Source organism: Paraburkholderia caffeinilytica (assembly GCF_046030355.1).
Classification (GTDB): domain Bacteria; phylum Pseudomonadota; class Gammaproteobacteria; order Burkholderiales; family Burkholderiaceae; genus Paraburkholderia; species Paraburkholderia caffeinilytica_B.
Genome location: NZ_JAQQCQ010000014.1, coordinates 77,135 through 101,259, shown reverse-complemented (window position 1 = coordinate 101,259; position 24,125 = coordinate 77,135). Strand labels below are relative to the sequence as shown.

Below are 24,125 nucleotides of genomic sequence, written 5' to 3'. Positions count from 1 at the left end.
GTGTTTGGAGCAGAGGGTTTTACTTCAGACTTTCGTGCAATCAGGTTCCAGCGAGGTGGCAAGCAGGACACCACCAAGCTCACACCAGGCGGCAATCAGGCCGCGTTCAGCGCTTTTTCCAGCAACTGGTCGAGTTCCGCGAATTGCGGCTCGCCGACGTAGCGCTTCAGAATCTTGCCGTCCTTGTCGACCAGGAAGGTGGTCGGCGTGAGCTGGACGTTGCCGAACTGCTTGGCGGCCGAGCCGTCGTCCATGGCCACCTTGAACGGCAACTGGCGGGTTTGCGTGTAGTTGGCCACGTACATCGGCGCGTCGTAGTTCATCGCGACGGCGACGAATTCGAGGCCTTTGCCTTTGAAGCGGTTATAGGTCTGGACCATCTGCGGCATTTCCTTCATGCAGGTGTCGCAACTGGTCGCCCAGAAGTTGACCAGGTAGACCTTGCCTTTCAGGTCGGCGGTCGAGACTTTCTGGCCCGACAGCAACGTAAAGGTCGCATCGGGCACGCGCTGCTGGCCGGCGAACGCGAAATAGCCGGCAATCGCAATCGCGACAGCCACGACGGCAATGATGATGATGCGAAGCGGATTCGCGCGCCGTGCGGCGGTGGACGGGGTGGAGCTCATGAACGGAACCTCGAAAGTCGCGCGGAGCGCGCGGGACAGTGCGTTGGCTTGGGACTGCTTTGGGACTGCGTTTGGACCGGCTTCTGGACGATTAAATCCGCTGCGGCCGAGCGTCGCTATTGTAGCCCCATTCCGGCTGCACGGCAGCGGGCCGCCCGGGAAGCGATAATAAGACTTTACGTTCCTGGCCGCCCGATCTTCTGTCCCCATGCTCCGAACCGCTTTTCGCTTCTTCGCCCGAATTTCGATAGTCCCGTTTGGCCGTCCAGTTATCCGTTCTTCATACGTCAATGTCACCCAGGCGGACGGCCGCCCGGCCGGCGCCGCGTCTCGCTGGCAGCGAGCGCTTGCGGGGTTCCGCACGGTGGCCTGTGCGCTGGCGTTGGGCGGTGCGTTGGCCGCGTGTTCGCCGACTTTCGATTGGCGCACCATCATGAATAACGACAACGGCTACACGGTCGACCTGCCGGCGAAGCCGGACAACGACCAGCGCGCGGTCCAGATCGACGGTAAGCCTATGCAGATGACGATGCAGACAGCCGAAGCCGGCAACGCCGTGTTCGCGGTCGGCACCGTGATGCTGCCGAGCGACGACGAAGCGACGCAGCGTGCCGCCCTCGAATTCCTGCGCACGGGCCTCGCCCGTAACGTCGGCGCCGCGCCTGACACGCACGCGGTGCAAATCCCGCTCGCCGCCGGCGGTAAGGTGCCGGGTCTGGAAATGAAGCTGAGCGGTGAGGCCGGCTCGGCACACGAGACGCGCACCGTCTACGCGCGACTGGTGGCGCGTGGCCGCCACGTGTATCAGGCCGCGATCATTGCGTCGAAGCCCTTGCAGCAGGAGCAGGTCGACCAGTTTTTTTCGTCGTTCCAGCTGTATTGAGCCGGTAGTTTTAGCCGCTTCCGCGCGCGACAGCTTGCAGTGCACAGTGAAAGTTTCTTCGTAGCATCGCGCGCTAATTCCCGGTTTACGTTGAAGTTTTCCGATTACTCACAGGTCCTGTGGATAACTCTGTTGAGAACTTCGCATTTTTTGCCGGAGATGCCCATCCCGTGGGCATTCTGTCAGATTCAGTCCGCTCGGATCAGTCAAAAAAGTTCAATTGAATCAATGCCTTTGGAATGCATGCTTGCGTGTGCCTTTCAGATGTTTCCAGATCTGTCTGGAACGCGCGCATGTGCATAAGTCAAGTCTTGACAGCCGATTTTTCGCCTTATACCGACCCAAAAGCCCGCCGATATTGAATGGCTTCACCGATCTGCGCGACGCTCGGCATGGCGGTGCCGGCGAGGTCGGCGATGGTCCGCGCCACCTTCAGAACCCGGTAGTAAGCACGCGCCGACCAGCCGAAGCGCTCGCCGGCCTGGCGCAGCAAAGCTTCACCGGCGGCGTCGAGGCGGCAGACCTCGTCCACTTCCCGTCCGCCCAACTCCCGATTGGTTTTGCCTTGCCTTGCCAGTTGCCGTCCGCGGGCGGCATTCACCCGCAGTGCGATGGAAGCGCTGGATTCACCGGCGACGGTGGAACGTGCGGACAACTCCGCCGGCGTGAGCGCAGGAATCTCGATCTGGATGTCGATCCGGTCGAGCAGCGGCCCGGACAGCTTGCGCAGATAACGCGCCGCGATTTCCGGCGTGCAGCGGCAGCGACCGTTGGGGTCGCCGCGCCATCCGCAGGGGCACGGGTTCATTGCGGCGATCAACTGGCAGGCAGCTGGAAAATCCGCCTGCAGCGCGGCGCGCGAGATGGTGATGCGGCCGGCCTCGAGGGGCTCGCGCAAGGTCTCCAGCACATGGCGGTCGAATTCCGGCAGTTAGCTTTTTTGGTTTGTGCCGTTGTCAATCCTCGCGCAGCGAGGACTGATGGTTTTCAAGGTTTACACATCATTTCATGATGTGAAACGGCGGCCATCCACGTTACAAATTTATCAAATTGCTTTCATGGCATGCGTGCGGGCACCAGAGAGGCAAACGCAGGACCTACATAAGATGGTCATGCGTTGAAGCCATAGGCTGCTAAAGTCGGCTGTCTACAGGCTGAATGAAATCAGCCTCCACCTCTACGCCGTACCGCTACCTTGACTCCAGCGAACTTGCCGACATCCTCGGCCTATCTCTGCGCACAATCATCCTGCGAGCAAGACACCGCCCTTGGCTGCTGCCACCCCGTGCGGTTCTATCTGACCGCGAGCTTCTTCGTTGGCGTCAAGATGTCGTCGAAGCTTGGCTTGCCAATCCACCTCTTTGACTGTCGAACAAGTCAGACGCCGTTCATCAATCACATCGTGGCCTTCGCGAACGCCGTCCGCGTAAAAATCATCGGTGACGCCTGGGCTTAACTTGACAGGCCCTCGTCTGTATCTCGTCTAAAAAAAGCGCAATTGAGTCTCTGAACACTTTGCCAAGGCGACGCTGCGGCCAGTCCATCTATCGGTCAGGGTTTGTTTGTTGCAGGTCTTCCGCTCGCCGGAACAGGATTGAAAGCGGAACGCCAAGCGCCTGCGAAACAGTCTCCAAGGTATCCAGACTGGCAGGTCGTAAGCCCCGCTCGAGTGCGCTCAGGGCGGACAGGTGGACGTCGGCCAGCTCAGCTAGTTGCGCCTGCGTCAAATTTCGCGCCTTGCGTTCAGAGCTAATCGAGAGACCAAAAGCCTTCCTTAACAACATGCAATTTTTTAGAAAATTCTAAGAAGGACAGAGTTTTCCGTCAAAAGCCTCTTGCGTACAGAGCGTAAAAGACTAAAATACGTCGTAAAAGATGTATTTGAGTTTCTGAAGCGCTTCGCCGACCGACCTAGGGCTCGTCAGAGCTATCCACGGCGACGACGGAGTCCGCTTCTAGTTGTTGGCACACGGCCTCGGGATGGAAACATCGAAATCGAAGATGTGACTGCTGCTTGCCAGCGGAGCAGCCAAAGAACCCGAAAACTCCACAAACTTGGACCGGAGAGAGGCAGGATTTCATGAATGGCTACCGCCAAAAGTCACGACCTGATGTCAATTGCCGAGTTGGCACGGCTGCTTTTCGTGTCGCGGGTGTACGTGGTCAAAAAGCTGTTGCGGAAACACACTTTGCGGCCAGTAACAGTGCGCCGCGGTCGTAGGTTCGTGCCTCGGACAAAAGCAGAAGCTTACCGACGCAAGCCGCAGAGAATTGCACGCAGGGCGCTTCGCGAGCTAGCGCGTATTTCGCAAGAAGTCGGGCTGTACGACAACACAAAGATGGGCAGATGAACGACTTGTCAGCACCACCGCCCGCTGTGCCCCCACCGGCGGCAACGGGCGGATTCATCCTGTACTTGGACTTTGACGGGGTGTTGCATCCTGAAAATGTCCATCTGCGCCCTGGTAGAGGGCCGTACATCGAATCGCCCACCGGTCACAAACTGTTCGAGAACGTAGGAGTACTTGAAAAGGTGTTGTTGCCGTATCCAGACCTTCGAATCGTGTTGTCGACGTCGTGGGTACGCGTTTACAAAAGCGTTGTGAGGGTCGCGCGCAAATTGCCGCCAGAATTGCGAGCTCGAGTCATAGGTGCGACGTATCACGAAGCAATGGACGTGGACTTGTTTCGGCAAGCGCCACGGGGAATGCAAGTCTGGGCAGACGTCTTGCGCCGCAGGCCGAATGATTGGTTGGCTATTGATGACGATTACCTGCACTGGCCAACATGGTGTCGGGAGAAGCTGATACGAACACATGAGGTCTTAGGAATTAGCGCGCCAGTGGTGCTAGCGGAACTGCAAGCAAAACTGGCTGCCATGTATCAGCGGGAATAGTGATGGCAGTTTATGCGATTGAGAACACGATATTTCGACAGGACGAGGGCATCGTAATTGGAGTGTACACAGGGCAATTTGGGTCTAACTTGCAATGGGCTCAGGTTCTATACGGACGTTGCGTTCAGCATGGCGGTGGCACCGACATTTGGGTCGACGCATACCATGCCCTGGCGAGATACGAAAGCGCGCAGCTCGTGTCTGACGAAAATGCGGTTGCGCGTCTTGAGCCGGCAGCACGCGCAAAGCGCGCCCGCGTAACGAATATTACTGTCTTCGTCGAACGCGAATGTAGGCAAGTGCAAGATGCGGCCGCGCGCTTCACCGTATCTATCGACACATCGGGGCGAATTCGAGGTGAGGCTGTTGCTACTGGCCAGTCATTGGTAAAAATCGCACGCATGCGCGTCGACCCGTCTCACTCACCTACCGAGATTGGCCTCGCCGTCCTACTTCACCTTGCAAGCAGGGAACACCATCCTGCGGTCGCGGACTTGATGCAGCGCATGCGTCGCGGAGACAGGCAATAAAGCTATGCGTTGCCTCGTCTCTATCGGGCTCACACATTGGAATCTGAGGTGGCTGATGCTGAATGCGCGGTGCGCCGTGCCATACATGCTGGTATGGGACAGTTGCCGACCTCGGGGGCACTGGCGGTCAACGATACGAATTGAGAACAATCGCGGTGAAACTCAAGGACCGAGTGACTCGTTCAATTGCTAGGCGGCACAGCGTTGTGATTCTGCGTTCGGAGCTTGCCGCTCTTGGGAGCCCGGCGCAACTTAGCCGAGTCTTGTCCAAGCTGGTTAAGACCAAGCGGCTGGTACGAGTCGGGCTCGGAATTTACGCCAAGACACGACTTAACAAATTCACCGGCGAACCTGCACCGGCAGCGACGTTTGAGGAAATCGCGGCAGAAGCTTTTCGCAAGCTAGACATAGATGTCGGCTACGGCCAGCTCGCTCGGGACTACAACGCAGGAAAAACCACCCAGGTACCTATGCTTGCAATAGCGGATACAGGGCGACGTCGTATTTCGCGACGCATTTCGCTGGGTAGCAGGACTGTCACTTACGAGCGAAGCAGCAAGCGGATGCCTAAGGAGCCGCAACCGTGAAGATACGAGAAATGCCCATTTTGCCTTCTGCGTCTGGAGTAGCTCGTGGCTGATAGCGGTTGGGACATTGCGATGCGGCGCATTGACGCGGAGTTCGACCTCGCGCAGTTCGTTGCGTCCGCGCTTGTGCGCAAAATTGCTGCAAACAACTTCCAGCTGGCGGCGACGGACCGCATCAAGGTTGGATACTTGCCAGATGAAGTCATCGCGCGTATTGAGCATATTGTTCTAGAGGCTTATCTGGAAGCGGGCGAAGATGTTAGCGAGGATATCCTGCGCGCGAATTTGTGGCAGCAGGCGTTGACCTCTCGGCGCGAGATGATTGCAAACGGGGACTTGATTTCAAAAGCGGAATTTTGCAGACGCGGCAGCCTAACCCCGCAAAGGCTTGCCGCGCTTCTCTCAGACGACAGTGTTTTCATGCTTGAAGTGGACGGCGTGAAGTATTTCGCCGCTTCCCTAGCAGTTCCGGCAAATCAGCGAGGAAGCGTATCCGAAATTTGCCGGGTCATTGCGACAGCGCCGTCGGACGCACGGCTGGACTTTCTAACTTCTCCGCGTGAAAGCCTTGGTGAGCGAAGCCCGCTCGAAGTGCTGAAGAACAAAGAGGGATTCAAGTTAGTAAGTCGAATGGCCGCGGCGTGGGCTGCGGAGTGGTCGCGCACTTCCGTCAGAATGTACAACGGAAGTCACGAGGCTGAACCAAAAGGCGTTGACCCGCTTTACACGGCTGCGGCCGACGTGGACCCAAGGAAGCCAATGTGGGACAGCGCGTCTACGGCACTGCATGTGCATGGCTACGAATGGCCGCTAGGTCCGTACCCAGACGCTCGCACATTTAGCCTTTTCGTTGAACGTCAAGCGGTCGGGGATGACAAAGCGACACCTGAAGCGTGCGTGCAAATCGCGGTCGTCGGTGAGTACGTTCAGATTCGAATCGTCGCTGCTCCAGGCACCGCTTTGCAATCAGAAACGGTCCCGACCGGCAAAGCGAGGAGCTTTGTGGACGTTGCGAAGCGAGTTATCACCCATCTCGTCGCGCAAAGCGCTCGCCGCTAAAGAGCGGTACCATGATAAGTCGCATTCGACCGATAGCAATCAAAGTAAATGTGGAAGACGATAGTCTGAATGTCTTTCTGAAACACGGAGGCATACTGCGAATTCCTTTGCGGAGGTTTTCGAAGTTATGGGTGGCAACCCCTGAGCAACGATGCGATTTCCGCATTTCTGCGTCCGGTGCTGGTCTTAGATGGGACCGGCTAGATGAAGACATTAGTGTCGCCGAACTGATGCGCGACGCTGAGAGGTGCCATCGCGATGAACGGTTGACCTCGCAGGTACCTGACGGTTTTCCTTGGGACCCCACACCCGCCTTGCTGTCAGGAACGCAGCCAAAACTTGCGGGCAGATGGATTGACGGCAGGCTTATCGTCGGCCTGACCGCGGAGGAGCGATGGGTCAGGTGGGACATGTGCGAAGACCTCGCGCAGCAGCTTATTCGAAAGACCCTTGAAGACGCGGCGAAGCATCCTCAGCATTCGCGCGACGTTACCCTAAACCGCATGAGGAGAGCAATTGAACGCAAAGGGTGGACGGCGCGCGTTGAAACGGACTGGCTTATGCAACGGCTGCGTGTCTTGCTGGCTTGGTAACAGCCAACTGCACGAAGGCTCGCTTGTGCATCGCCGTGCTGCTCGTGTTGCGCGAGAGCTAGCTGCTGCTGGCGTTGCCTCGTCGTCGCGCATCTCAGGAAGCGCCGTATCGGAGGTCTGGTGGGACGGTAGACGAGGTAGCACACGTCATATTCGTCAGTCGAGCACATGTGCTCCGACTCCTTCAACGCAGCGAACTGCGGGGAAGTGTTGGTAAAGACGGCGAGACCGTCATCGACGAGAATTCGGCACGCAGCTATAAGGCGAAACGAGATGCGGCGAGGACGCAGTACTTCGCACTCAGATTGAAGACGACCTGCTCAGGGAGTGAAAAAAAACGTTCACTTCCATGCGAGCTGCTCCCGAACCTCAACGCGGTTTCACCGTGATTTGCGGCTTTTGGCCACGTACCATTATGCACCTCATGCCGTTCCGAGGTCTGCGGCCGTCACGAGAATGCGAGCACCCTGCAATGCCCGACTTTTCCTGTCGGCCACCTCCAGTATTCTTCTGAGTCCGCGTTCGAAAGCCGAGACAAGCGTTGCGTCATCGGATTCCCGTCGAAACAGAAAATGTCGTTCCAGCGCATCGCGAGTTACCGCGCACGCAATACCTCGACCCTGCGACATCAGGGTGAAGGTCGGTAGCCGCCCCTCGGCAAAAAAACGGGGACGTCCTCTCATTGCAAGCATCTCATCCTCAGCTTTACATTCAATCGCCGCTCGCCGTGAGACGCTCGTTAGAGCGACATTCTGTGAGTTAGGCTTAGTATCAGGCCTCGGTGCCGTGACCATAGCTTATCAAGACATAAATACATCAACGCATTTGGCCCCACATAGTCAACTACCTAGTTTTGCGCGTGCTTCTGATTTCGGTGAGAACAAAAGCAATGCTGATAGCAGTCAAAATCGCCACTGCGCCAAGTGCAACAAAACCAATCCATTGTGCTGGCAGCGCAGAATCCACCAAGGCGAACATGTCAATTGGATGCATGCGTGCGTGCGAAGTGAAGGGCTTGAGATTTCCATCCTCTGTTAAATCTTGGGGCAGCCGTAGATGGCGTATCGAAGGCCATTAGCGGCAGTACTCCACGATGTGCCCCATCATGCGCCGGTCTAATCCAAGACGTTCTCGACAGGTTCGAGACCAGAGGCTTAGCGTCTTCGTTCAAAATTTTTTGGTCAATTTCGCACTCTCGTGAGTTGCTGAAGCTAAGTGACGCGCTGCCATTGTCAGTCGGATGGCTAGCCGGCGGGCTCAGCACATATGCGTCACTGTGCGTCGCTAACAGCGGAACTGCGAAATTGAACGCGGATATTTGGTCGAAAATACTTGTTCATATCGACCGAAATCCGTCTGCGGTTGGTTAGTCGAGTTTCTGGCGCCACTGGGCGAGCGTTCGAAGAGGCTCTATCTCATAGACGCAACGCGAGTCATGCCGCGAAGCTGTCTTTTCACTATTCTCGAAATACAAGATGAACAAGCTTCGTTCAACGACAGCAACCTATTTGGTCGTGGGTGGGGGAACTACAGGCTGCATCGTCGCGTCGCGTCTTTCGGAAGACCCATCGGTGACGGTCATTCTGTTTGAGGAGGGTCCCAGGGACTCAAGCCCGTATATTCGATTCCCTGGCACGTACTACAAGACTGCGCAGGGCGAGCTACTTAAGCGTTACCGTTGGGAGCCTGCAGTCGGCTACGAGCGTGAAGAGTACGACACCATGGTGCAGGCGAGCGTCCTTGGTGGCGGTAGCTCTGTCAATGGCATGGTGTATGTGCGGGGCAACCCGCAAGACTACGATAGTTGGCAAGCCGCCGGTGCTCGCGGCTGGGCGTTCCGCGACGTTCTCCCATACTTCCGACGCGCGGAGAGCAATGCAGATTTCGCAAACGAACACCACGGCACAGATGGTCCCATCGGTATCAGCTTCCCAGCGAGTGTCCATCCGCTAACACGAAAGTGGCTGCAAGCTTGCCAACAATCCGGGCTTCAGTATGTCCCTGACTTCAACGGAGGTGTGCAAGATGGCTGTGGGCTATATCAGGTCGCGGTCAAGGATGGTCTGCGCTCAAGCTCGGCGAGTGCCTACCTGCGGCCGGCGGAGAGGCGGGGAAACCTTACTGTGTTGGTCGGGGCGAAGGTGCTCAAAATTCTGGTGGATAAGCAACGGGCTGTCGGTGTCGAATATGCCATTGCAGGTGAGAGGAAGCAGGCCTTTGCGGATAGCGAGGTCATCGTTTCGTCGGGGACTATCAATACGCCCAAACTCCTGATGCTCTCTGGCATTGGCCACGCCACGCTGCTGGAACGGCATGACATCAAGGTGCATGCCGACCTTCCTGGTGTTGGCAGGAATCTTCAGGACCACCTCGAAATGTCACTCGTTTATCAGATGAAGGCGGGCTCGGACAGCTATGACAAGTTTAAAAAGCTGCACTGGAAAGCTTGGGCCGCACTTCAATATGCAGTCGCGCGCAGTGGTCCCATCGCGTCCAATCTCATTGAGGGGGGCGCTTTCTGTCGAGGGACGCAAACCGACCTGCCGCCTGACCTGCAGTATTTCTTTATTGTGGGCGCGGGTGTTGAAGAAGGCACTGAAAGTGTTCCGGGGGGGGCCGGGTGCACGCTGAATTTCGAACATGTGCAACCGCATTCGCGGGGAGAGGTGTTGCTGCGCAGTGCGGACCCAGGGGACCCGCCACGGATTGTGCCCAACTATATGGTGGAGCAACACGATGTTGACAGGCTGACTGAAGGGTTTCTTATCGGCCGGGAAATCATGAGTCAACCGGCGATACGACCATACATCGAACGCGAGCATTATCCCGGTAAGCAGTTCGAGAGTCGCTCGGAGCTCGGCGAATACCTTCGCAAGAACGCGCGCGCGGCGCTTCACCCTGTCGGGACGTGTCGAATGGGCAGCGACGCACTCAGTGTGGTTGACCCTGAACTACAAGTTCAAGGGATTGAGAATCTTCGAGTGGCAGATGCGTCAGTGATGCCCCAGATTCCGTCGGGCAACACGAACGCCGCTTGCACAATGATTGGGGAGAAGGCAGCAGACATCATCCGCGGAAGGAGCCTTTCCAGTCCAACGTTGATGCTGACCGAGTACCACGGATAGTCGGACCAGCGTAGATTGGTGTGCCACACCGAGCCGCCGAAATTATTGGAGTCAAAGGTGTTCCTCGATAAAAACCGTATCACCTTCAATACGACTGGCGCGAAGCATTCCACGTTGGTTATGGAACTTGATATCGCGCGAAGCGCAAGTTACTCGGCGGTGGAGATATCGCAGGACAAAGCGCGAAGATATCTCGATGCGGGCTATTCGGTTGATGACCTGCGAAACGAGCTTGACGGCTTTGTCATCCACGGGATTGGGGCTCTTGTCGACATCGAGCGGCAAGGCCGCGCCGGGAAGGAGCTCTTTCGGGAAGCGGATGAGCTTTTCATTTTGGCGCATGCCATCGGAGCCAAAGGAGTGCAGATTGTCTCTGGGCCGTTGGACGTCCAGGCGGTCATGGACTTCAGCGAGAAGGGCTATTCTAATCGTTACACCGGGCTTCTTCAGCACCGCCACGACGACCAAGTGAAGCTGACCGTGAAGAATTTGACGGAAATCGCTGACCGCGCGCGTGAGTACGGCTTGACGGTCTACCTTGAAGCACTCTCATGGGCTCCCCTCAACTCCATTGAAGAGCAGGTTGAAGTTGTGCGGCTAGTCGGTCGCGAAAACCTGAAGCTGGTTATCGACTTCTGGCATTGCTACACATCGGGAGCAACGCCGGAACAGCTTTCGAAAGTTGAGCGCGAACACATTTATGGTGTGCACGTATGCGACTCCTTGCCGTATCTAGGTGGCATACCGGTAGAGACGGTTTTGCGAGATGTGCCGACGGGAAGCGGTGTGTTGAACCTGAGAGATTGGACAGATGCTGTGAAGTCGACGGGCTTCAACGGCTGGTGGTGCAGTGAGACCTTCTGCAAAAAGCAACAGCAAGGCAACAGCTATGCCGTGGTGAAGGATATGAAGCGGCAACTGGAAACGCTCGTCTTCAGTTGACGCAAGTGCAGAAGCCCGTGGAAACAACATACGGGCTTGATTGATTTACGCAGAGTGTGTGTTCACGATGAAGGTGGCGTGAACGTGCATCGCGCCTGACGCGTGTGGGTCAAACCGGATTGAACTGAGCGATGGTCGTGTCGAAGACGTGCTTGGCACGCACATCGACGGGCGCTTTCCGAAGGAAGTCGGAGAGAATCTCCACTCCCCAGTAATTCTGATGGAATCCAGCTTTTTTGGCGGCGTTGATGAAGGATGGGCAGTTAAACTCTCCCTCACCGCAAGCCTTCCGGTGATACGTCGAGTCATTCATCAGTGTGCCAATTGCGCTTGCGTTAGCGTCGTTGAGTTCAATGCCCTTGATAAGATTGGCCGGGACCGCGGCAACATCTTCATAGGTAGTGCCGCTGCGGACCACGTGCCAGATATCAATGATGAGGCCACCGTTTTCCTGGTTAGCGCCCCGTACGATGGGCAGTGCGTCTGCGAGACTCGCGACCTTGCAAAACGGCATGAATTCAAGGCCAACCGTCGCGTTAATGGTACCGAAGTCTTCGCAGAGCTTTGCGAACTCATCGGCCATCTGGTTGTGGTTCGTGGGAGTCAGGTCAAGGTGGCTCACTCCGACCTTCAGATTGCACATCCCTAGCTCGCTACCGAATTCAAGGAATTCTCTGCGTGCGCGGTCAGATGCTTCGCGACGGCCATCGGTCGTGTACCAGTCCATCAAGATTTCGAGTTCGAAGAACTCCAGGCCGTTGTCCGTGAGAATGTGTTGCACTCCCGGGGGACCGTACTTCTGCACGCTGTAGCGGCAATCGTCCAGGCTTAGGCCAATCCCCTTCCAGCCAGCTTTGGATGCGGCCTCAGCTCGCATTTGGAGGCTGTCTGGGCTAATCCATTCTGAGTCATTGGGGTGCGTGTCGCCTGCAATCGTCCAGAAGGCCGCGAGCAAATTCGTGTCTTTACCGTTCATTTCATTCAAGCCTTGCATGAAGATGATGTCATCTTGTCAACAGCGCGAGTGCAACAGCGCGAGTGTTGGGCGCTTTAGGTGATAGTCGCTATCCGCGTGAGCCACGAAGGGGCGCGAGCACATGAATCTGCTCGTGATGAGTGTCTTTGAGTTTCATTTTCTACGTCCATATTGAGCGAGGGTCTCCGCCGCACGGCGCAACTGAGCGCCGCTGCGGTTTACCCTTCGAGCTTCCCGATTTCGAGGCCAAACCGTTTAGGGGTGCCCGCTGCAACACCCATGGGATAGGTGCGCGTCAGATATGCAGTCAAGGTAAGCACCGCTGCAGCAATGAGAAGCCGTCTCACGTCTTATGTCTCATATGAGGATAGTACTGTTTTGGCGTCGCGGCCGCGCGGATATACTGTTTTACCGGTGGGCCGTCGCTAACAAAGAGTATTTGACTTCAAAACTTCAGCCGCAACTTCGCAACGTGGTCCGGGAGTGACGCATACTGGCGCAGGACGTTCGGGTTGGTGGAACTTAGGCGACGGGGTATCTGTGAACATGCTCGCCGCGTCGTTTAGCGCATGTTTGCGACAGATTGCGAAGTTGATTGGTGATTTTCAGCGGGGGAGACTTCTTGTCACCTTGCTGCAATTTCGCGCCCCGGGAGAAGATAGATGGATGCCTTGCCCCTTGCTGGTAACTTGTCGCTCTATGAGTTGTTCAGGCAGCTTGTACCGGACACCGCGCTCGGCGCAGTCGCTGTGGTACTTATCGTGGGTCTGTTTCTTTCGGTGGTGGCCATTTGGCTCTGGTCCTGGCGCCCCGACGAGCATCAGGGGGGTGGGACTTCCACTTTTGCCGATACTACGGAGTCTACGGTAGCCCATCCTGACACTTCAGTTGTCGGCTTGCGAGCAAATCGAAGGAGCTAGCAAGCCTGCCGGAGCGACGAGCGCTTAACCCTCGCCACCCCAAATGATTGTCGAATTGTCACCGGCCATGTATTCGCGGACTTCTAATGGCAGCGATGAATCACTAGGCAAAAGAACCGTCGCGTTGTGCAGATGCTTCTTCTTGATTTTTCCCTTATCGCAGAAACCGAACGCGAGTCTGGTCGAAAACGGTTGGCGATAGGAGGATGAGGCTACGCCGGAGACCAGGCCATACAAGAAACGGATAGGCCGACGGTGCTGGGGAGTCAATATCGAGAAGGTGAGCTCGTTTTGCTGCTGACCTTCAAAGTCAACCATGAATATTCGGTCCCCAATCAGGAAACAGAATCCATAGTACGTGAAGGAGTAACCCGTCTTTCCGCTGCCGTCCAGCAGCGGAAAGCGCTCGACAGTGACGTGCTGGATTGTCGACTCAGCCTCGTAAAGGCATGTAACCGACCGAAGAATCCGCCCTTTATAGATTGACGAGTTATGGTAGCGGTAGTAAACGCCTAAATAATCGCGCAGAGGCTCGACCGACGCTTTCGCAAACGGTAAAAAGTTGGCGAATTGTGAGGACGAGCGAAGTCCCATCGGTAGTTCGCTCTCGAAACCTTCATAGAACTGCTTGAAGTCGGCGGGCTGACGGTAAAGGTCAGGAACCTCCATCATGAAGTGGCGCGATATCTTCTGAAGCACTTTGTGCGAAGGGGCGTGCTGGCCGGCGAGGTACTTGTTGAACTGTTGCCGGTTAATGTCGAGGCTACGGCATAGACCGGCAACTGAGCTACATGACTCGACCAGTAGCACAAGGTTCTTTTGGAGATTGGTGCGGTCTTGCGGTCGGTCCATAAACTTAGTGGCAATCTAATGTGGGAGGGGACGCCTTCACGGTGGCGTGCAGCGTTCGCACCCCAACATACCCAATCATACTGAGCACCGCAAGGTGCTCATTTAAAAACGGGGTAGCAACAAGGAATTGTTCGGTCGTATCTGAGGGCCTTCAGCGGATAGTGACTCTCGAACCACCGCCTGCATGGCTGCGGAGCGCAGCTTCGACGAAACGCATGCCCTCGACACCGTCATTGACGTCCGTGAGGAGGGTGCTGCTGACCGGAATCGGGCTGTTCTCGAGCTTGGCCGCGATTTGAAGCGCCGCGTCGCGGTAAAGCTGGGCGAATGCCTCGAAGAAGCCCTCAGGATGGCCAGCAGGAAAGCGTGCAGCATGGTCTGCAGCAGGGCTATGGGCTCGCCCCTTTGTAAGCCGCATAGTGTTTCCGTTAAGCGGAGTGTGCCAGAGGAAGTCGGGATGTTCCTGGTCGAAGGCGATTGAGCCCTTGGTCCCATATACGCGCAAGCGCAGCGCGTTTCCTTCACCGGCGGCAATCTGGCTGGCGATGAGGTTGCCGCGCGCGCCAGATTGGTAAAAGAGCGTCGCTTGCACATGGTCATCCACCCTGCGCCCTGCGACCATGGAGGCGACGTCAGCCGACAATTCGTCGGGAAGCATTCCGGTCACGAAGCTCGCCAGATGATACGCATGGGTGCCGATATCGCCCAGGCAACCACCTGCGCCGGTACGGCTCGGGTCCGTGCGCCATTCGGCTTGTCTGTTTCCCTGCAGTTCAACGGGCTCCGTCAGCCAGTCCTGAACATACTCCACGGCGATGAATCGGACTTTGCCCAATTCTCCTGCCGCTACGAGTTCCTTCGCGTGGCGCACCATCGGATATCCCGAGTAGGTATACGTCACGCCGAGCAGCTTATCTTTATATTGAGCCAGGTCGCGTATTTCAATGGCCTCGGCCAACGATAGCGCGAGTGGCTTGTCACACATTACGTGGATGCCTGCCTCCAGGAATGCCTTCGCGACCGGAGCGTGTAGATGATTCGGGGTCACTATAGCGACCACATCGATACCGTCAGGACGTTGAGCTTCCGCCGCGGCCATCTCGCGGAAGTCCGTATAAATGCGCGACGGGTCGAGGAACAGGGCGCGGCCGCTCTCTTGTGCTCTTTTATCATCCGACGACAGCGCTCCTGCGACGAACTCGTAACAGTCGTCCAGCCGTGCGGCGAGTCGATGTACCCATCCAATGTAGCCGCCTTGGCCACCGCCCACCATCCCAAGTCGTAGTCGACGATTCATTTCAGTCCCCAGCAGTAGGAATTCAAGGAGCTAGCAAGGCAACGACGCAGGCGGCACGTGATAAGTCCCGCGCGGACCTTAGTCAGCCTGTCTTGTAGCGCATGACGTGCACGCGACGAACTCTCGGCCAAGCCGGCGCAATTGATGAAGCTTGCTATTTGACGCTGTCACGCGGGCCGGCAATGACGCGGTTCGGCGTGTCAAAGAACCACGTGGTACGGCAGCGGCGTACGACCCAACAATCTCAAGTCGTTTGCGGATATTTCAGGTACGAGCGTGAAGGTTTAGCATCTCGATGCGGGGCTGCGCATTCAGGAGTGAGCGGTGCGAAACGGCGTGGCCCGTCCCGCACCTTTGCTCATCAGTTGATGCTCGAGCTCTTAGAAGCCGCGCCCTTCGACGTACTTGTCGCGGAGGTCGCCGAGGTAAGCCGGAACGGTGATGTCCCACCAGCCAGTCGGATGCATGTTGCTGTACGGCCGCTCAATCGAACAAATCGCTTCGACAACATACGGCTTGCCTGACTGAATCGCGCGTTGCAGGGCAGCGCCGATTTGACGCGGGTCCTCTACGCGTTCGCCTTCTGCACCCAGCGACTTCGCGAAATTCGCGATATGCGCCGACCACGGTGAGCCGTCCGGCGTCTTGAAGCCCGTGATAATTTCACGGTCTTCACCGAACATATTGAGTTGCAGGTTACGGATGGCCCCCCAGCCGCCGTTGTTGATGATGAGGAACACCGCAGGGATGCCCATCATCACAGCCGTTGCCAGTTCTTGACCCGTTTGCAGGAAAGCACCGTCACCGCAGACTGCGACCACCGGCTGGTTCGGTGCGCCGAGCTTTGCACCAATCGCTGCAGGCAGCGCGAAACCAATGCCCGAGAAGCCCCCGGGCGTGATGTGCTGCTTCGCGCCGTAGACTGGGAACTCGTTGAACACCTGGTTCTGCGGGTTGCTCGAATCGGTGACGACGATGGTGTTGCGCGGCAGGACCTTGCGAGCTTCAAACAGAACTTGCGAGACCGTCATCGGCGAGTGATTGCATTCGCGCAGCGGACGCAGATGCTCAAGCCATTCGGACTTGAGTGTTTGAAGGCGCTTGAACTGCGGAGCGTTCTGGTAATCGCGTGGTTTTGCGAGGTCGCGCATTTCGTCGAGCAGGGCGGAGAGGATTGCCTTTGCGTCGCCGACGATACCCACTTCGGCCGGGTAGTTCTTGCCGATTTCAAAGCCATCGATGTCAACCTGGATTAGCTTGGTCTTCGGAATGTCGAACGTAACGCCCGGGCGGTACGACGACGTGATACGGTCACTAAAACGGCACCCGACCGACAGGATGACGTCGGCTTCGCGCGTCATCGCATTGCCCGGGATGGAACCGAGGTCACCGCAGGGCCAAGCGTACAACGGGTGGTCTTCAGTGATGGAGCCCTTGCCCATGAACGAAGTCGTGACCGCTGCGCCAACGTATTCAGCGATAGCAACGAGGAGTTCAGTCGCTTCGGCTGCAATCACGCCGCCACCGGCGAGGATGACCGGGCGTTCGGCGGAAAGCAGAAGCTTCGCGGCCTTGCTGATATCAACGGGGTCGCCATGAAGGCGGCCGTGCGCGCGATGGGTTTGCGGCGGCGGCAGTTCAACCATTGCCGAATCAGCCTGCAGGTCTTGCGGCAGGTTGATAAGTGCGGGCCCACGACGGCCTTCGAGCATGACGTTGAACGCTTGCGTCATCACGCTAGGAATCTGCTCAACCCGGCTCGGCTGCCACCAGCGCTTGACGACGGGTTCAGCCATGCGCGGAAAGTTGTCGCCGTGCGGACGGTCGATTTCCTGCAGCACGCCCTTGCCGGTCATGTACGTGTGCACGCCGCCGGTAATCAGCAGTTGCGGAAACGAATCAGCGAACGCAGTTGCAACGCCTGTGAGGGTGTTTGTGGCACCGGGGCCAATCGACGAACACACTGCCGCGATTTGGCCGGTCGCGCGATAGTAGCCGTCGGCCATGTGCGAGGCCCCCTGCTCGTGCATTGCCGGGACGAGGGTGATTTCCTTCTGGCGGTCAACAAACGCGTCGAGCAGCGCTGTGTTGCCGTGACCGGGGATGCCGAACGTGTAAGGCACCTTTTCCCGGATAAGATACTCGACGACGATTTGACCGCCGGTCATTTCCTTCTTTTCAGCCATTGAATCGCTCCTTTGCATGGCAATTTGATTCAAATGCGCGCGTTTCCGCGACACGGTTTACGTTTTCTATTTATCGGCTAAACAAGGCCTGGCTAGTGTGCTCACCGCAGTCCTGGGTCACACGTGTCAAGCAGAGTGCTGTGAGGGCGTCCCGAAGTCCCTTTTCAGCATGTGGTCAGTCGCACGCAGCGCCTGCGCTACGATGGTCAGCGCGGGATTAACCGCTGCGGAAGATGGCATGAATGAGGCATCAATCACGAAGAGGTTCTCGTGTTGATGGCTCCGGCAGTACGGGTCGATAGCACTCGTTGTCGGGTCGACGCCGAACTTGACGGTGCCGCATTGGTGCGATGTTGAATGACGAATCAGTGGCTTTACCAGAACGATGGGATATCCAGACTTTTTCAGCAACGACGTCAATTTCTTGACGAGGCGATGGTGCGGCTTGAGGTTGTTTCGCTTGATTCCGAGCTGAATCTTGCCGTCGCGCAGAACGACGCGGTTCTCGGGGTCGGGCAGGTCTTCTGAGAACGCAATCCAGTCCATGCTATGGCGGGCCATGGTCGAGCCCACAGCCTTTGGCAGAAACGGCACATTCGCCGAAAGCATGCCGCCCTGAAGCTTCCCAAGCATCTGCGCGTGCCCGAGAGGGAAGCGATAATCCGCGTCACCGAAATAGTATTGGTTCAGCGCAAGAGTCTTTTGGAAGACTGTATCGTTCTCTTCGAACGCAAGACCCATCAGAGCCGTCTGGTTGTGAGCCATATAGTTGCGGCCTACAACACCGGAGCCGTTTGCGACACCGTCAGGAGCTGAGTCGCACGCCGAACGGAGCAGTAGCGCCGTGCTGTTGATGGCACCGCACGCGACCACCACAACATCCGCTTGCAGGATTTCGACTTGTCCGTTGCGCTTCACTTCGACGCCATCAACTCGCTTCCCGTCCGCTGAAAGCAGAAGCCGTTCGACGTAGCAATTCGTAGCGAGCTCCACGCGGCCTGTCGCAAGAGCCGGTTGAATCAACGCCGTCTCAGCATCGCTCTTCGCGCCTAGCTTGCAGGGAAATCCGTCGCACGTTCTGCAGCGAATGCATTTCCCGCCGGGGCCGAAATCAATGCCTTCTGGGAGTGCGGAGGTACTTGCCCCGAGATGACGCATTCTGTCGGCCATACGCTGGACCAAGGGTTCCGAAACTAGCTTTGGAGACGGGTAAGGGCGGCTGCGCCATGGTGCGCTGGGGTCTCCATTGTCGTCACCGTGGACATCAAAGATGGATTCGGCCTCGCAGTAGTACGGCTCGATATCGGCGTAGCTGATAGGCCATGCTGGAGAAATCCCCTCTTCGTGCTCGAGGACGCCAAAATCCTTCTCGCGAAAGCGAATCAGACTACCACCATAGAACTTCGTGCATCCACCGACGTTGTAGTAGATGTTCGGACGGAATGCTCTGCCTTCGCCGTCGAGCCAACTGTCGTGGGCCGTGTACTTCTTTTCGTGGAAGACGGACGAGACACTCCAGTTATCGGCTTCGCGGGGAACCCAGTCGCCGCGCTCGAGCACCAGAACGTTAATCCCGTTCTCGGCCAAGCGGCGAGCTACTGTGCCACCTCCCACTCCGCTGCCGATTACGATAACGTCGTGATTTCTTTGCATGGTCACTCTGGATATTTGGGGTTAGTGCGCCGAGGACTGCGTCAGTCAAACGCGGCTTGAGCAGATGTCGCAAGTATTTGCGTCCAATAACTTCCGCTCAATTTCGCAACCACGTCGAAACTGACGCAAAGTGACGCAGGACGGCCTAGTGGTTATGCTAGCAGCGCTCTCACCCTGCAAAGGTGCGTCGTTGCCGTCAATCGAGTGCGTCAGTCTGCTCGTGTTTGGGAACAATATTTGATACGAGGCAAACGGTTACGAGCAGCGCGGCCAAGAGCCCGAAGGCAGCAGGCAGGCCGACTCCATGAGCTATGAAGCCTATGGCAGCAGGTCCGGTCAAGGTGCCTGCATATCCAAGCGTTGCCGTCGCCGCGATGGCATGTTCAGCTGACATGGACTTGCTGGCTCCTGCCGCCGAGTAGAGTATCGGGACCACATTCGCACAGCCAACGCCCATAAGCGCGAAGCCGAAAATGGTGAGGCCCGGGCCGGGCGCGAGGACTGCTAATGCGACACCTGCGGCGCCGAGTGCGCTTCCCGCGCGTACCACGCGGCGCGCCCCCAGCTTTGCTGCGGTCCAGTCGCCCGTGAGTCTCATCGCCGTCATGGTGCCTGCAAAGACCGCATAACCAATACCGGCATGCGATGCGGGCATTGCCTTGGAGCCGGAGAGGAGCAGAGCGCTCCAATCGAGCATCGCGCCTTCGACGAGCAGCAGCATGAGGCACATGCTACCGAGCAGCAGGACGCTCCCTCGCGGCAGAACAAGTGACAAGCCTTGCATTTGGTTCTTCTCGCTCAGGAAATGTCGCCCGAAAATGGCGAGTGCAATGATGAGGGCAGATGCTGCGGCGATAGCGGTGGTGGCCGGCGTTACGCCGGCTGATAGAGCTGCTGCTGCCCCGCCCGAGCCCGCGAGGCCACCGACGCTGTAGAGCGCGTGGAATCCCGACATCATGCGCCGACCCGTGCGTCGTTCGACAGCGACAGCGTGGGCGTTCATTGCAACGTCCATCGTTCCGATTGCGCCGCCGAATATTGCGAGCACCAAGGCTGTCTGGTAGAGCCCATCCACTGTGCCAAGCAGACTGAGCATTGCCGCAGCAACCACCATCGACAGATTCATGACGCGCTTACATCCGAACCTGGAAATGATATTTCCAGAACTGAGCATTGCGAGGATTGACCCGACGCCGAGGCAAAGAAGGAGGTAGCCTAGTGTCGCCTCGTCGATTGCGAGTCTGTTCTTGACGAATGGAACCAGCGGCGCCCATGCAGCAACGGCAAAGCCGGCCGCGAAGAACGCGGCTCTGGTCGCATGTTGCTGCCAGCCGGTTACGGATGGGCAGGAATTAGTGAAACTGCAGGATGTCATCGACTCGCGTTCCTGTGTAGTGTGAATCGTGAGATTTGAGCGACCGGCACCGAACTAGCTTGACAGCCAATGTGACAGCGAAGGCCAAAGTGAGGTTCGCGAAGAAAGGCTTCGCGCCCCAGTCTGTCGCAATAGTCCACGAATGCTACCTGACGACAACGCCAGCCTAAAAACGATATGTACTGCTTCACATACGAGAAATTGAATAGCCACATATGATGACACCACATGTGGCAATCGCAAGGTTTGTCAGAAGCGTTGACGGATACCGGCAACGACGAGGACCTGAGAGCTAGCGCCGGAATTTACATCGTAAGAGCCGATTACTGCTTGAGCTGCGCCGGCACCGTTTTGGCCGCTAGCATGCTGATATGCCGCAACTGCATAAAGGTCGGTTCGTTTGCTGAGGAAATAGTCAACGCCGGCAGCGACCTGATGATATGTGGCAGAGGAATCTCCGGTCGATTTCGTGTAGTTGTAACTGACCGTCGTTTGGAATGTCGGAGTAACTTGCCAGGTCGCGAAGACCGAGCCGTTTTGGAACTTTTGTGATTCCGTGAACGTAGAGCTTCCGTCTGGCGCGTATTTGGAGAAGCTGTAAGCTGCTCCAACTGTCACTTGGTCAATTACATATTGACCGCCGATACGCGCGATGTCGATAGACTGAGTGGACGCGTAAGCAGCATTGACCGCACTATTGAACAACGAATCTGATGCCGATGTGCCGCGCGAAGACAGGGTGGCGTTGCCGTTATCGATATGAATGTAGCCAGCTGCAATCGAGAACGGGCCGTGAGTATACGCGGCTGCGCCAGAATAGACCTGACCGGAGCCGGTGGTGCCAGCAACACCACCAAAGGCATACATCGCCTCGAGAGTTACTCCACTCCAAACCGGGCTCACCCACTTAATTGCATTGTCGAACCGGGCGCTGCTGTCGTAGTTGTCGACGTCGCCTGGCGTTGCAAAGATTCCGGTAAATGAGTCCGCTGTGAGGGGTTGAAGAAGGTCAGAAATGGGGTCGTATTGGCGACCAAGGGTCACGGCACCCCATGATGGCGCCGTGAGACCAACCCACGCTTGGCGGCCAAACAAACGACCGTTCTGATGCAACTGCCCTGAGGCGATATCGAATCCGTTTTCGACATCAAAGTTTGCACTCAGTCCCCCTCCCAAGTCCTCTGTCCCGCGCAGACCCCACTCGTTCTCCGAAACATTTCCGGTCGACATCTTCCACTGGGAACTCTGCCCTCCGCTGTTGTGGATATAGCCGATACCTGCATCCAGAATCCCGTAGAGCGTGACGCTATTGTCGGCATGCGCATTGAGACAGAATGCGAGCCCGCATGCAGCGGCCAGCGCGGTAAGTTTCTTCATGTCTGATTCCTGTTGTCTGAGAATGTTATTGGTTCCACTTCGATACGGCGGATGGTCTTGCAAATAGCAACGCAACACAGCGTTCAACGCTCGTTGCGTGACAAGCAGTGTTGGCAGCCATAAATCCGGGCTCAATTTCGCAGGATTGAAAAATGGCTTCGCATGCTGACGCAGGATGTGCGTCACTAGGAAGCATTGCGTCGCGAAGCTATGCGAAGGACCGCGGAATGGAAACGGAGGATGTTTGACTGCAACATTGTCGAAGACGCGAATCGTCCCACTGTCGCTCAATGTGAGCTGACCCGTAGGGAGGTTTGCGAAGTTATCGAGTCAGGCGCTAGCTGACAACGGAAGCAGGCGTAGAGAGGACCAGTTTGCTCTTGTCCTGGGCTCGCAGATGCAATCAGGAGACGTGATGCAGGCAGGAAAGGTCGGAGATAGGGAGGCGAGACGCTCCGTAGGTAGTTACGACTACATTATCGTTGGTGCTGGAACGGCCGGGTGTGTCCTTGCGAGTCGGTTGTCCGAGGACACTGACGTCTCAGTCTTGCTGCTTGAGGCAGGTGGTGCCGATGATTATCACTGGATACACGTACCGGTTGGTTACCTCTACTGCATCGGTAACCCGCGCACTGATTGGTGCATGAAGACGGAAGCGGAAGCCGGACTCAACGGTCGCGCGCTGTCTTATCCACGCGGGCGTGTTCTTGGTGGCTGTTCGTCTATCAACGGCATGATTTACATGAGAGGGCAGCGCGAGGACTATGACGACTGGGCCAAACTGACTGGAGATTCGACGTGGAACTGGGAGTCTGTCCTGCCAATCTTTCGAGATAGCGAGGACTATCACGGCAGTGCTAGTGACGCACACGGTAAAGGTGGACCGTGGCGTGTTGAGAAGCAGCGTCTGAAGTGGGAAATTCTTGAAGAATTTGCACTTGCTGCGCAAGAAACTGGCATCCCTTTTACTGAAGACTTCAACCGTGGCAACAACTCTGGCGTTGGCTATTTTGATGTGAACCAGAAGAGCGGAGTCCGCTGGAACGCGTCCAAGGCGTTTCTGCGCCCTGCGATGAAGCGACCCAACCTGACCGTCATAACCGGGGCTATGACGCAGCGTCTGACGTTCGACGGCAAACGCTGTAACGGCGTACATTTCCAGGTCAATGGTGAGGACCTGAGCGCGAAGGCAAATCTTGAAGTCGTCGTCAGCGCAGGGGCGGTCAATTCGCCGAAGCTCCTGGAGCTGTCTGGGGTGGGCAACGCAACGCTGCTCAAACGTTTTGGTATTGATGTTGTGAGCAATCTTGCGGGAGTTGGGGAGAACCTGCAAGACCATCTGCAACTGCGCATGGCTTATCGTGTCTCTGGGGCGAAGACTCTCAATACGCTTAGCGCAAACTGGTGGGGAAAGCTCGCGATTGGCATGGAGTATCTCATCAAGCGCAGCGGTCCGATGGCGATGGCTCCGTCACAACTCGGCGTGTTCGCAAACTCCGGGACGGACGGTCCGAGCGCGCGCCCGGATATCCAGTATCACGTCCAACCGCTTTCCCTCGAAAAATTCGGCGAACCGTTGCACGCGTTCGACGCTTTCACGGCATCGGTTTGCCAGTTGCGACCGACATCGCGAGGCACGATTCACATCAAATCGCCCGATGCGTCGGTCACACCCACCATTGCCCCAAACTATCTGTCTACCGAGTTCGACAAGTCAGTCGCCGTGAATGCGCTCAAGTACACGCGTCGTATCGTCTCTGCTCACGCCCTCGAGAAGTACGAGCCCCAAGAGATACTTCCCGGGGAACAATACCGAACTGACGAGGAGCTTGTTCGCGCCGCGGGAAATATTGGTACGACGATTTTTCACCCGGTGGGAACCTGTCGGATGGGACGAAAGGGCGAGGTGGGCGCTGTTGTCGACTCGCGCCTGCGTGTCTTCGGGGTGGACGGACTACGCGTTGTTGACGCATCGAATATGCCGACGATTACCTCCGGAAACACCAACTCCCCGACGGTGATGATTGCCGAGAAGGCGAGTCGAATGATTAAGCAGGACAGAAAGACGAGAAGTGCAACCACGGCTATTGAATTGCCGCTGAGTAACACTGCTGCCTGATTGTTATCCCGGAACGACTCGTCGACGCGAGCGTCAGTTCTCCATGCGTGAGGCCCCTGCGAGCCTCTTGGCGCAGGGCTTAGGCCCTGCGCCTTTTTTCTGGCGAGTTGCGCGAAGTCGAATTTGCAG

General features: G+C 57.0%; 19 protein-coding genes and 1 pseudogene. 9 read left to right on the top strand and 11 right to left on the bottom strand.

What is annotated here, in order from left to right:
• Positions 1–95: 95 nt before the first annotated feature.
• Positions 96–626 (bottom strand): TlpA disulfide reductase family protein, encoded by a 531-nt coding sequence (locus tag PQQ95_RS21280; RefSeq protein WP_097391089.1) that lies wholly within the window; start codon positions 624–626, stop codon positions 96–98.
• A 364-nt stretch (positions 627–990) separates the two neighbouring features.
• Here PQQ95_RS21280 and PQQ95_RS21275 point away from each other — a divergent pair, with 364 nt between their 5' ends.
• Positions 991–1,509 carry a hypothetical protein gene (locus PQQ95_RS21275; protein WP_408440554.1) on the top strand — a complete coding sequence of 173 codons (519 nt, stop codon included), beginning with the start codon at positions 991–993 and terminating at the stop codon, positions 1,507–1,509.
• A gap of 331 nt (positions 1,510–1,840) precedes the next feature.
• Here PQQ95_RS21275 and PQQ95_RS21270 read toward each other — a convergent pair.
• Both PQQ95_RS21270 and PQQ95_RS21265 read right to left on the bottom strand, forming a co-directional pair.
• Positions 1,841–2,440: pseudogene (locus tag PQQ95_RS21270) on the bottom strand (ATP-binding protein); the annotation flags it as partial.
• A gap of 613 nt (positions 2,441–3,053) precedes the next feature.
• Positions 3,054–3,293, bottom strand: coding sequence for a helix-turn-helix domain-containing protein (locus tag PQQ95_RS21265; RefSeq protein ID WP_116118788.1), 240 nt, complete (start codon positions 3,291–3,293; stop codon positions 3,054–3,056).
• Positions 3,294–3,593: 300 nt separating this feature from the next.
• Between PQQ95_RS21265 and PQQ95_RS21260 the strand changes: the two genes are divergently transcribed.
• The 5 genes from PQQ95_RS21260 to PQQ95_RS21240 all read left to right on the top strand — a co-directional run bounded on the left by PQQ95_RS21260 (position 3,594) and on the right by PQQ95_RS21240 (position 7,174).
• Positions 3,594–3,860, top strand: coding sequence for a hypothetical protein (locus PQQ95_RS21260; protein ID WP_408440258.1), 267 nt, complete (start codon positions 3,594–3,596; stop codon positions 3,858–3,860).
• A complete protein-coding gene (locus PQQ95_RS21255) occupies positions 3,857–4,405 on the top strand; it encodes an HAD domain-containing protein (protein WP_408440255.1) in 549 nt (182 codons plus the stop codon). Before PQQ95_RS21260 ends, PQQ95_RS21255 begins: the two co-directional genes overlap by 4 nt.
• Before the next feature lie 592 nt (positions 4,406–4,997).
• Positions 4,998–5,522 carry a DUF6088 family protein gene (locus tag PQQ95_RS21250; protein ID WP_408440253.1) on the top strand — a complete coding sequence of 175 codons (525 nt, stop codon included), beginning with the start codon at positions 4,998–5,000 and terminating at the stop codon, positions 5,520–5,522.
• Between the two features lie 45 nt (positions 5,523–5,567).
• Complete coding sequence (locus PQQ95_RS21245) at positions 5,568–6,581, top strand: hypothetical protein (protein ID WP_408440250.1); 1,014 nt, start codon at positions 5,568–5,570, stop codon at positions 6,579–6,581.
• An 11-nt stretch (positions 6,582–6,592) separates the two neighbouring features.
• Positions 6,593–7,174 carry a DUF2442 domain-containing protein gene (locus tag PQQ95_RS21240; protein ID WP_408440247.1) on the top strand — a complete coding sequence of 194 codons (582 nt, stop codon included), beginning with the start codon at positions 6,593–6,595 and terminating at the stop codon, positions 7,172–7,174.
• A gap of 422 nt (positions 7,175–7,596) precedes the next feature.
• Here the strand turns inward: PQQ95_RS21240 and PQQ95_RS21235 are convergent, their stop codons facing one another.
• Complete coding sequence (locus PQQ95_RS21235; protein ID WP_408440552.1) at positions 7,597–7,803, bottom strand: DUF1488 family protein; 207 nt, start codon at positions 7,801–7,803, stop codon at positions 7,597–7,599.
• 846 nt (positions 7,804–8,649) lie between these two features.
• Here PQQ95_RS21235 and PQQ95_RS21230 point away from each other — a divergent pair.
• Both PQQ95_RS21230 and PQQ95_RS21225 read left to right on the top strand, forming a co-directional pair.
• Positions 8,650–10,299 carry a GMC family oxidoreductase gene (locus PQQ95_RS21230; protein WP_408440244.1) on the top strand — a complete coding sequence of 550 codons (1,650 nt, stop codon included), beginning with the start codon at positions 8,650–8,652 and terminating at the stop codon, positions 10,297–10,299.
• Between the two features lie 57 nt (positions 10,300–10,356).
• Complete coding sequence (locus PQQ95_RS21225) at positions 10,357–11,241, top strand: sugar phosphate isomerase/epimerase family protein (RefSeq protein ID WP_408440241.1); 885 nt, start codon at positions 10,357–10,359, stop codon at positions 11,239–11,241.
• Positions 11,242–11,350: 109 nt separating this feature from the next.
• Here the strand turns inward: PQQ95_RS21225 and PQQ95_RS21220 are convergent, their stop codons facing one another.
• From PQQ95_RS21220 to PQQ95_RS21190, 7 genes are all read right to left on the bottom strand, one after another.
• Positions 11,351–12,235: a sugar phosphate isomerase/epimerase family protein gene (locus tag PQQ95_RS21220; RefSeq protein WP_408440238.1), complete on the bottom strand. Its 885-nt coding sequence runs from the start codon at positions 12,233–12,235 to the stop codon at positions 11,351–11,353.
• A gap of 926 nt (positions 12,236–13,161) precedes the next feature.
• Positions 13,162–13,809: an XRE family transcriptional regulator gene (locus tag PQQ95_RS21215; protein ID WP_408440236.1), complete on the bottom strand. Its 648-nt coding sequence runs from the start codon at positions 13,807–13,809 to the stop codon at positions 13,162–13,164.
• A 331-nt stretch (positions 13,810–14,140) separates the two neighbouring features.
• Positions 14,141–15,286, bottom strand: coding sequence for a Gfo/Idh/MocA family protein (locus PQQ95_RS21210; RefSeq protein ID WP_408440233.1), 1,146 nt, complete (start codon positions 15,284–15,286; stop codon positions 14,141–14,143).
• Between the two features lie 380 nt (positions 15,287–15,666).
• Positions 15,667–17,472: a thiamine pyrophosphate-binding protein gene (locus PQQ95_RS21205; RefSeq protein ID WP_408440230.1), complete on the bottom strand. Its 1,806-nt coding sequence runs from the start codon at positions 17,470–17,472 to the stop codon at positions 15,667–15,669.
• A gap of 126 nt (positions 17,473–17,598) precedes the next feature.
• Complete coding sequence (locus tag PQQ95_RS21200; protein WP_408440227.1) at positions 17,599–19,125, bottom strand: GMC family oxidoreductase; 1,527 nt, start codon at positions 19,123–19,125, stop codon at positions 17,599–17,601.
• 196 nt (positions 19,126–19,321) lie between these two features.
• Positions 19,322–20,500: an MFS transporter gene (locus PQQ95_RS21195; protein ID WP_408440225.1), complete on the bottom strand. Its 1,179-nt coding sequence runs from the start codon at positions 20,498–20,500 to the stop codon at positions 19,322–19,324.
• Positions 20,501–20,749: 249 nt separating this feature from the next.
• Positions 20,750–21,877, bottom strand: coding sequence for a porin (locus PQQ95_RS21190; RefSeq protein WP_408440223.1), 1,128 nt, complete (start codon positions 21,875–21,877; stop codon positions 20,750–20,752).
• A gap of 415 nt (positions 21,878–22,292) precedes the next feature.
• On the opposite strand from PQQ95_RS21190, the gene PQQ95_RS21185 reads away from it, so the two are divergent.
• On the top strand, positions 22,293–23,996 hold the full coding sequence (locus tag PQQ95_RS21185) for a GMC family oxidoreductase (RefSeq protein WP_408440220.1): 1,704 nt from the start codon (positions 22,293–22,295) through the stop codon (positions 23,994–23,996).
• The last annotated feature ends 129 nt before the right edge of the window (positions 23,997–24,125 follow it).

Bases quoted from the DNA above. Each gene is read 5' to 3' on its own strand.
- PQQ95_RS21280 (WP_097391089.1), bottom strand. From the start codon at position 626: ATGAGCTCCACCCCGTCCACCGCCGCACGGCGCGCGAATCCGCTTCGC.
- PQQ95_RS21265 (WP_116118788.1), bottom strand. From the start codon at position 3,293: ATGTTGTTAAGGAAGGCTTTTGGTCTCTCGATTAGCTCTGAACGCAAG.
- PQQ95_RS21260 (WP_408440258.1), top strand. From the start codon at position 3,594: ATGGCTACCGCCAAAAGTCACGACCTGATGTCAATTGCCGAGTTGGCA.
- PQQ95_RS21255 (WP_408440255.1), top strand. From the start codon at position 3,857: ATGAACGACTTGTCAGCACCACCGCCCGCTGTGCCCCCACCGGCGGCA.
- PQQ95_RS21250 (WP_408440253.1), top strand. From the start codon at position 4,998: ATGCGCGGTGCGCCGTGCCATACATGCTGGTATGGGACAGTTGCCGAC.
- PQQ95_RS21240 (WP_408440247.1), top strand. From the start codon at position 6,593: ATGATAAGTCGCATTCGACCGATAGCAATCAAAGTAAATGTGGAAGAC.
- PQQ95_RS21235 (WP_408440552.1), bottom strand. From the start codon at position 7,803: ATGTCGCAGGGTCGAGGTATTGCGTGCGCGGTAACTCGCGATGCGCTG.
- PQQ95_RS21230 (WP_408440244.1), top strand. From the start codon at position 8,650: ATGAACAAGCTTCGTTCAACGACAGCAACCTATTTGGTCGTGGGTGGG.
- PQQ95_RS21220 (WP_408440238.1), bottom strand. From the start codon at position 12,235: ATGCAAGGCTTGAATGAAATGAACGGTAAAGACACGAATTTGCTCGCG.
- PQQ95_RS21215 (WP_408440236.1), bottom strand. From the start codon at position 13,809: ATGATGGAGGTTCCTGACCTTTACCGTCAGCCCGCCGACTTCAAGCAG.
- PQQ95_RS21210 (WP_408440233.1), bottom strand. From the start codon at position 15,286: ATGAATCGTCGACTACGACTTGGGATGGTGGGCGGTGGCCAAGGCGGC.
- PQQ95_RS21205 (WP_408440230.1), bottom strand. From the start codon at position 17,472: ATGGCTGAAAAGAAGGAAATGACCGGCGGTCAAATCGTCGTCGAGTAT.
- PQQ95_RS21200 (WP_408440227.1), bottom strand. From the start codon at position 19,125: ATGCAAAGAAATCACGACGTTATCGTAATCGGCAGCGGAGTGGGAGGT.
- PQQ95_RS21195 (WP_408440225.1), bottom strand. From the start codon at position 20,500: ATGACATCCTGCAGTTTCACTAATTCCTGCCCATCCGTAACCGGCTGG.
- PQQ95_RS21190 (WP_408440223.1), bottom strand. From the start codon at position 21,877: ATGAAGAAACTTACCGCGCTGGCCGCTGCATGCGGGCTCGCATTCTGT.
- PQQ95_RS21185 (WP_408440220.1), top strand. From the start codon at position 22,293: ATGCAGGCAGGAAAGGTCGGAGATAGGGAGGCGAGACGCTCCGTAGGT.